This is a genomic window from Thioalkalivibrio sp. (genome assembly GCF_041690275.1).
Classification (GTDB): domain Bacteria; phylum Pseudomonadota; class Gammaproteobacteria; order Ectothiorhodospirales; family Ectothiorhodospiraceae; genus Thioalkalivibrio.
Genome location: NZ_JAWLHP010000040.1, coordinates 20673 through 28462, shown reverse-complemented (window position 1 = coordinate 28462; position 7790 = coordinate 20673). Strand labels below are relative to the sequence as shown.

The 7790-nt window shown below is 69.0% G+C and carries 7 protein-coding genes and 1 pseudogene; 4 read left to right on the top strand and 4 right to left on the bottom strand.

Annotation, left to right across the window (positions count from 1 at the left end):
• Positions 1-233 precede the first annotated feature (233 nt).
• Positions 234-530, top strand: coding sequence for a hypothetical protein (locus tag ACESMN_RS09210; RefSeq protein ID WP_373053302.1), 297 nt, complete (start codon positions 234-236; stop codon positions 528-530).
• A 33-nt stretch (positions 531-563) separates the two neighbouring features.
• Here ACESMN_RS09210 and cydC read toward each other — a convergent pair whose 3' ends face one another.
• The 4 genes from cydC to ACESMN_RS09190 form a co-directional block, all read right to left on the bottom strand.
• The gene (cydC, locus tag ACESMN_RS09205; RefSeq protein WP_373053301.1) at positions 564-2234 is read right to left on the bottom strand and encodes a thiol reductant ABC exporter subunit CydC; all 1671 of its coding nucleotides are present in this window, start codon (positions 2232-2234) and stop codon (positions 564-566) included.
• Positions 2227-3942: a thiol reductant ABC exporter subunit CydD gene (gene cydD / locus ACESMN_RS09200; RefSeq protein ID WP_373053300.1), complete on the bottom strand. Its 1716-nt coding sequence runs from the start codon at positions 3940-3942 to the stop codon at positions 2227-2229. Before cydD ends, cydC begins: the two co-directional genes overlap by 8 nt.
• A 96-nt stretch (positions 3943-4038) precedes the next feature.
• Positions 4039-5037, bottom strand: a complete 999-nt coding sequence (cydB, locus tag ACESMN_RS09195; protein WP_373053299.1) for a cytochrome d ubiquinol oxidase subunit II — start codon at positions 5035-5037, stop codon at positions 4039-4041.
• 12 nt (positions 5038-5049) lie between these two features.
• Positions 5050-6456 (bottom strand): cytochrome ubiquinol oxidase subunit I, encoded by a 1407-nt coding sequence (locus ACESMN_RS09190; protein ID WP_373053298.1) that lies wholly within the window; start codon positions 6454-6456, stop codon positions 5050-5052.
• Between the two features lie 189 nt (positions 6457-6645).
• On the opposite strand from ACESMN_RS09190, the gene ACESMN_RS09185 reads away from it, so the two are divergent.
• The 3 genes and pseudogenes from ACESMN_RS09185 to ACESMN_RS09175 all read left to right on the top strand — a co-directional run.
• Complete coding sequence (locus ACESMN_RS09185) at positions 6646-6846, top strand: (2Fe-2S)-binding protein (protein ID WP_373053297.1); 201 nt, start codon at positions 6646-6648, stop codon at positions 6844-6846.
• Between the two features lie 107 nt (positions 6847-6953).
• Positions 6954-7430: a bacterioferritin gene (gene bfr / locus ACESMN_RS09180; RefSeq protein WP_373053296.1), complete on the top strand. Its 477-nt coding sequence runs from the start codon at positions 6954-6956 to the stop codon at positions 7428-7430.
• Between the two features lie 37 nt (positions 7431-7467).
• Positions 7468-7790 (top strand): annotated as a pseudogene (locus ACESMN_RS09175) (energy transducer TonB); the annotation flags it as partial.

The following is a 7790-nucleotide window of genomic DNA, read 5'->3' as shown; positions in this document are numbered from 1 at the left end:
TGTGGGAGCGGCCTCTGGCCGCGATCGATGGCCCGATGCACCCAAGGCAACGCCGCATCGCGGCTGGAAGCCGCTCCCACCACCACCATCCCCCTGTGGAAGGCCGGCCCTCCGGCGTTTCCGGTGCCTGATCATGCAGCGGGGCGATGTCCCCTTTCATGGCCGCGGTTTTTGCCTGGAGCCGGGATCGCGTAGTCTTATGTGCGGCCCGAAATGACTCAACGGACCCCACCATGAGCGACGACAGCCTGCAATTGTCCGGAGACCTGATCCAGAGGCTTCAGGACGTACTGATCGAGGCCGATCCCCGCGCGCGCGAGCCGATCGTTGGCGTGCAGTACCTTGCCGCCGTGATCGGCTACCTGGTGGCACAGATGCCGGAGCCGGTCGCCCAGCGCAAGGACTACCTCGCGCAGTTGGCCGAGTTCACGGACTCGGTGTTCGTGGATGTCGAGAGCCGCAAGCAGTCGGGGCCGCCGTCGCAGCCTCCCCAGGCCGCCTCCGGCGTGTGGCGACCGGGCGACCCCTGACGCGCTGACGCGCATCGGGAGCGGCCTGACCGGTCACTGCCCGCCGGGCGCGATCGCGAGGCGGTTCCATTCCGCCGGCAGCCGATCCGGCGCATGTGTGACCAGACCCACGCGACGGTCCTCGAGCCAGGGAGTGATGCGCTCGAGGATGCGACGCTCCAGCGGGGCGTCCAGCCCGGCGAAGGGCTCGTCCAGCAGCACCACCGGCGGTTCGCGCAGCAGCAGCCGGGCGAGTGCCAGCCGCCGCGCCTGTCCCCCGGAAAGACGCCGGCCCCGTTCGCCGGTGCGGTAGGCGAGGCCGGAACCCTCGCGGCGCAGCGCAGCCGCCAGTTCCACCGTTTCCAGGGCCTCCCACAGACGCTGATCCGGCAGCTCCGGCAACCCCAGGCGCAGGTTCGTGGCGACGGTATCGTCGAGCAGTGCGGTCTGCTGCGGGAGATAGCCGATCGCCCGGTAGCGCACCGCCTCCGGCCATTGCTCGAGCCGGCGTCCCCCCAGCATCACCGAACCCCGCAGCGGCGGGCGTTCGCCGGCCAGCGTCTCGAGCAGCGTGGTCTTCCCGCGCCCGCTTGCCCCGTGGATCACCAGCGGCTGCCCGATCTCGAGTACGAACGCGAGCCCGGCCGCCAGCGGGGGGTGTTCCGCAAATCCCACGGCCAGTTCTTCGACCTTGACCGCGGCGTCCGCGGGCAGGTCCCCGGATCGGGCGGACGACTGCACGGGCGCGGCGCTGGCATCTGTCGGCGCCACGCCGAGGCGGCGCAGGCGGGAGGCGGCCTGCAGGCTCTCGCCGCTGCGCCACAGTGCGCCGGGCAGGCTGCTCAGGGCCTCGTTCAGCCCCAGGGTCATCAACGCCAGCAGCACCGCGACCGGAGCGCTGACCAGCCCGTCTTCATGCCACCCCAGCGCCAGCGCGAGCATCGCCAGCGCGCTGAGCGCAACCAGGGCCTGAACGGCCTGGTCCGCGCCCAGCGCGACCCGTTCCTGCAGCAGCACCGCGCCCGCCTGCTCGCGCTCGCGGCGCTCGAGGTCGGCCCGGTATGGCCCCGTGCGGCGGTAGGCGAGCAGGTCGGCGAGGCCGCCGAAGTAGTCGAGCAGGGCGACCCGCTCGCGGGCCCGCCGCTCCACCAGGGCCCGGCTGCGGGCCTGCCCGGCGCGGGCGGCGAGAACGGAGGCGGCCAGCGTCAGCCCGGCGGCACCGGCGATCAGCAGGGGCGCCGGCCAGGGTGCGAGCCATCCGGCAAGGGCTGCGGCGCCCAGCACCGCCAGCGCCGCCGCCGCCAGCGGACCGGTGATTCGCAGCGGCACCCCGTCCAGCGTGTCGATGTCGGCGATCAGGCGTTGCTGCAGGTCGCCGCTGCGCATCCGCCGCTGGGCCTCCAGCGGCAGCCGCGCGATGGCCGTGAAGCTGGCACTGCGCAGGTCCGCGAGCACGCGCAGCACGGCCTCGTGTCCGACAACGCGCTCACCGTAGCGGGCCAGCGTGCGCAGCAGGGCGGCGGCACGGATACCGGCGGACGGAGTGAACAGATCGAGACCGAGCAGCAGGCCAGCACCGGCCAGACCCGCAGCCGTGATGAACCACCCCGACAGAGCCAGCAGTGCAATGGCCGCGGTCCAGGTCAGCGCCAGCAGCAGGTAGGCGAGGGCCGTCCAGCCCCGGCGCCGCCGGAACAGGCGGTGCAGGAAGGACAGGTCAGACATGGCTGTCCCCCTGCAGCCGGCCCTCGGCCAGACGGACGATCCGTCCGAGTCGGCGGTAGACGGACTCGTGGTGCGTTGCCACCAGCACGGTGATCTCCCGTGCGCGTGCGTGCGCAAGCAGGCGCGTCAGCAGATCGTCCTCGGTCTGTGGGTCGAGCGCGCTGGTGGGTTCGTCGAGCAGCCAGAGGCGGCTTCCGGACAGCAGTGCGCGCGCGAAGGCCACGCGTTGGGCCTGTCCGCCCGACAGCCCGCGGCTGTCCTCGCCGATGGGCGTGTCCAGGCCGTGCGGAAGCGTCGGGTCGTCGGGGCGCAGGCCGGCTGCTGCCATTGCCGCGCGGAGTTCCGGATCGGGGGTGTGTGCCGGTGCCCCGAGCAGCAGATTTTCCCGCAGGCTGCCGTGGAACAGATGAACGCGCTGGCCGATCCAGGCGAAGGGGCGGGCGTCGGCGCCGATCGCGACGGATCCGGAATCGGCCTGGACGAAGCCCGCGCAAAGGGCCAGCAGCGTGGACTTGCCACTGCCGGACGGACCCACCACCGCGGTCTGCTCACCGCGCGAGATGTCGAGATCCACCCCGCACAGGGCGGGTTGGATTTCCGGTTCGTAACGCACGGTGACGTTGTGCAGCCTCAGCAGGGTCGGGTCGGAGGCCGGGCGCAGCGCTGCGCCCGGGTGCCCGGTGTCCGGCGGAGGTTGAAGCAGGGGCGACAGTTCGGCCCCCACCGCGATCGCGCCGGCACGGTCGTGGTAGCTCTGCGCGAACTGGCGCAGCGGCTGGAAGTACTCCGGCGCGAGCAGCAGCACGAACAGGCCGGAGAACAGGGTCAGTTCTCCGGCCGGGCCGAACTCCAGAAAGCCCAGCAGTGCGAAGCCGACGTAGATCGCAACGAGGCCGATCGCGACCGCGCTGAAGAATTCCATCACCGCCGAGGACAGGAAGGCGACCCGGAGCACGCGCATGCTGAGCCGCCGGTAGCCGTCCGCCGCCTCGGCCACGTCCCGCTGCGCCGCCTCCAGCGCGAGGCTGCGGCGGAGCAGATCCAGGGCGCGGATACGGTCCAGGAAGTGCCCGGCCAGCCGGTTCTGACGCTCCTGCTGGGCCTGATGGATCTGCTCGCTGCCCATCCCGATCAGCGCCATGAAGACCGGGATCAGGGGGGCGGAGAGAAGCAGTAGCAGGCCAGCGACCCAGTCCTGGCTGAAGGCCGCCGCAAGCAGCAGCGCGGGCACGGCGATCGTCAGGCCCAGTGCCGGAAGGTAGCGCGCGTAGTACCCCGCCAGCGCATCGACCTGTTCCTGGTACCGGCTCGCCCAGGACCCCGAGTGACCCCGGTGCGCGAGGTGTACGGGTCCGAGGCGGGACGCGGTGGCGATCAGTCTCTGCCGCAGGTCGGCGCGTACCGCGAAGGCGAGCTGCTGGCCGCTCCAGTCGCGCAGGGCCTGCAGCCCGTGGCGCAACAGCACGGCCAGCACCGCTGCGCCGAGCCACGGCCAGGCCGGAGCCGCCCCTTGACCGAACAGCGCGAGGTGGATCGACCATGCAACGGCCGCGGCCAGGGCCACGGTCGCGAGGCCGGCGCCTGCGCCGGCGAGCCAGGCGAGATGCAGCCAGTGGCGGTGTGGTTGCAGCAGCGTGCGCAGGAACGCCCGGGGGGGCGGAGCAAGGTCTGTCGACGCCCCGTCGCCGGGCTCAGTCGAGGGGTTCATCTTCGCGCCGTGCACTTGCCCCCTCCCCGTTCCCGTTCCCGCCGGCACATGTGGGGGAGACGGGCCGGGGGCAAGGGCGGGGAGGCGAGCTCCGTGTCAGTGATATCCCGCGTCCGCGCGCACCTTGCCCCGGAAGACGTAGTAGGTCCAGGCGGTGTACATCAGCACGAAGGGCACCACGAAGAGCAGGCCGATCAGCAGAAAGAGCTGGCTCTCCGGCGCCGAGGCGGCGTCCCGGAAGGTGTAGCTGGGCGGTACCACGTAGGGCCACTTGCTGAACAGCAGTCCGGCGTAGAAGAGGGCGAACAGCGCGATGGTCGAGATGAATGGCATTGCCTCGTTGTCGCGGCCGAGCGAGCGCCACAGGCGGGCCGCGACGAGAACCGTCCCCGCCGGCAGCAGCCAGAGCCAGGTCAGGTTGTCGAACCAGCGGCTGCGCACGTACTCGTCGACCAGCGGCGTCCACAGGCTGACGATCACGAAGAAGACCATCATCGCCGCCAGCAGGCGGTAGGCCCAGCGACGGGCCCACTGCTGGGTCTCGCCTTCGGTCTTCAGCAACAGCCAGGTCGCTCCCAGCAGGCCGTAGCCGACCACCATGCCGAGGCCGGTCATGACCGTGAAGGGCGTGAGCCAGTCAAGCGGACCCCCGACGAACCGGAAATCCTCGGTCGCGAAGCCCTGGATGAAGGTGCCGACCACCGCGCCCTGGGCGAAGGTCGCGACCAGCGAACCACCGAAGAAGGCCAGGTTCCAGATGCCGCGTCGCTCGGGGGCCGCCTTGAAGCGGAACTCGAAGGCCACGCCGCGGAAGATCAGGCCCGCGAGCATCAGGAACACCCCGATGTAGAGCGCGGGCAGGAAGACCGTGTAGACCAGCGGGAAGGCGGCGAGCAAACCCGCTCCGCCAAGCACCAGCCAGGTCTCGTTGCCATCCCAGACAGGGGCCACGGAGTTCATCATGAGGTCCCGGTCCTGTTCCGAGCGCGCGAAGGGGAACAGGATGCCCACGCCGAGATCGAAGCCGTCGGTCAGCACGTACATCAGCACGCCGAAGCCGATGATCAGTACCCATAGAATCGTGAAATCGAACATTGTGCCTCCTCCCTAGGTGGCCTGTTCGGCCGCTTCGTCCAGCGGGGTGTCGGCCGCGGACAGCGGACGCTTCGGACGCCCGTTCGTGTCCGGAAGCCCCTCCGGGTCGTCGGGCATGCCCTGGCGCACGATCCGGGTCAGGTAGTAGACGCCGGCGGTGAAGACCAGCGCGTAGACCACGATGTAGCCGATCAGTGTGAACAGCGCCATGCCGCCGGTGAGGCTCGGTGTCAGGCCGTCCTGCACGGTGATCACCCCGTAGAGCACGTAGGGCTGCCGGCCGATCTCGGTGACGAACCATCCGGCCAGCACCGCCACGAAGGGCAGCGGGATCATCAGGGTCAGCGTGCGGAGCAGTGCCGGGCTGTCCAGCACCCGTCCGCGGTAGAGCCGCCAGGCGCCCCAGAAGGCCACGCCGATCATCAGGATGCCGATGCCGACCATCACCCGGAACGACCAGAAGACGATGCCGACCGGGGGCCGCTCTTCGGCCGACCACTCCTCCAGGCCGCGCACCTCCCCGTCCAGTTCGTGGGTCAGGATCAGGCTGGCCAGCTTCGGGATGCCGATCTCGAAGTGGTTGGTCTCGTTCGCTGCATCCGGAATCGCGAACAGCAGCAGCGGCAGGCCCTGCTCGGTCTCCCAGGCGCCCTCCATCGCGGCCACCTTCGCGGGCTGGTGCTCCAGGGTGTTCAGCCCGTGAAAGTCCCCGATCACCAGCTGCGCCGGTGCGGCAATGGCGAGCATCACCAGGGTCATCTTCAGTGCCCGCCGGCTGGCGGTGACCGCGTGACCGCGAAGCAGGTACCAGGCGGAGACGCCGGCCACAACGAAGCCGCCGGTGAGCAGCGAGGCGACCGCCATGTGCGTGAAGCGGTACGGGAACGAGGGATTGAAGATGGCCTCCAGCCAGCTGGTCACGTGCACCATCCCGTCGCGCAGCTCGAACCCGGCGGGCGTCTGCATCCAGGAGTTCGCGGACAGGATCCAGAAGGACGAGATGAAGGTGCCCACCGCCACCATCACCGCGGCGAAGAGGTGAACGCCCGGGGGAACCTTGTTGCGCCCGAACAGCAGCACGCCGAGGAAGGCGGCCTCGAGGAAGAAGGCCGTCACGACCTCGTAGGCGAGCACCGGCCCGAGGAAGTTGGCGCTGCGGTAGGAGAACTCGCTCCAGTTCGTGCCGAACTGAAAGGCCATCACCAGCCCCGACACCACGCCCATTCCGAAGACCACCGCGAAGATCTTGATCCAGAACTGCGAGAGCCGTGCCCAGTGCGGGTCCCGGGTGCGGTAGGCGATCGCCTCCAGCAGCGCGATGTAGGTCGCGAGCCCGATCGTGAAGACCGGAAAGATCGCATGGAAGGAGACGACAAAGGCGAACTGGATGCGTGAGAGGAGGAGCGGATCGAATTCCATGAGCGGTCTCCGCGGAGCTGGTGATGGCGCTGATGATGAGGCACCGGGCTGACGGTGAGCATATTATCGGTTTGGAATATTCCGATTGCTACCGTCCCCGGCCACAGTGATGTCTCCGATGATGTAGTTGCAAACAATTCGCGTTAGCGATAACCTGATACCCACTTCAGCTGCTCGCCGGTTTTGGCCATGTACATCTGTGTCTGCAAGGGAGTCCGGGAGAGGGATATCCGTGAGCTCGCGACGACCGCCCCGCAGGTTCGCATGCGCGATCTGCGGGTGCGGCTCGGGGTCTGCTCGGAGTGCGGCAAGTGCGGCAAACGCGCGCTGGGTCTGCTGCGGGATCAATGCGAAACCGCAGTGAATCTGGACCTTCAACCGCAGGAATGATACTGAATACAGGGCAGCGGGGTGCGCCGGCGCGTACCCCGCTGTCTCGTCGCGCCTCCCGGATTGTTCCCGGGGGCCTCCCCAGAAAGACATTCCAGGAGTCCGGCATGAAGGGTGATCAAGAAGTTGTCCGCTATCTGAACCTCGCATTGAAGAACGAGCTGACCGCCATCAACCAGTACTTCCTGCACGCCCGCATGTTTCGCGACTGGGGGCTCAAGAAGCTGGATGAGTACGAATACGGCGAATCCATCGACGAGATGAAACACGCCGACTCGCTGATCAACCGCATCCTGTTCCTGGAGGGTCTGCCGAACCTGCAGGACCTGGGCACGCTGCGCATCGGCGAGAACACCAAGGAGATCCTGGAGTGCGATCTCGCGATGGAGATGGAAGCGATCCCCCTGTACCGCGAGGCGGTTGCCCACTGCGAGCAGGTGAAGGACTTCGTCACCCGGGACCTCCTGCAGGGTATCCTGGAGAGCGAGGAGGAACACGTGGACTGGCTCGAGACCAATCTTGCGCTGATTGAGCGGGTCGGTCTGCAGAATTACGAACAGAGCCACATGGGCAGTGCCGACTGAGGGTCGGTAGCCATGCCGCTGGCGCCCGTCCGTGCCGATGACCGACACCCGTGCGTCACGCAGCCTGCGCCCGTCGATGCTTGCGGCGGGGGTGGCGGCCAGCCTGCTGCTGCACGGTGCGGTCGTGGGTGGTCTGCTGCTCTGGCAGGCCGGAGAACCCGAACTGGAATTCGGGCGCGGGGGTATGGAGACCACCTGGATCGAGTTGGGGGAGTTCGCGCTTCCCCCGGGCGTCCCGGGCACGGTTCCGGCTCCGGAGCCGCCGGACCTTGCGGCCCCGGAACCGGAGCCCGAACCGGAGCCCGAACCGGAGCCCGAACCGGAGCCCGAACCGGAGCCCGAACCGGAGCCCGAACCGGA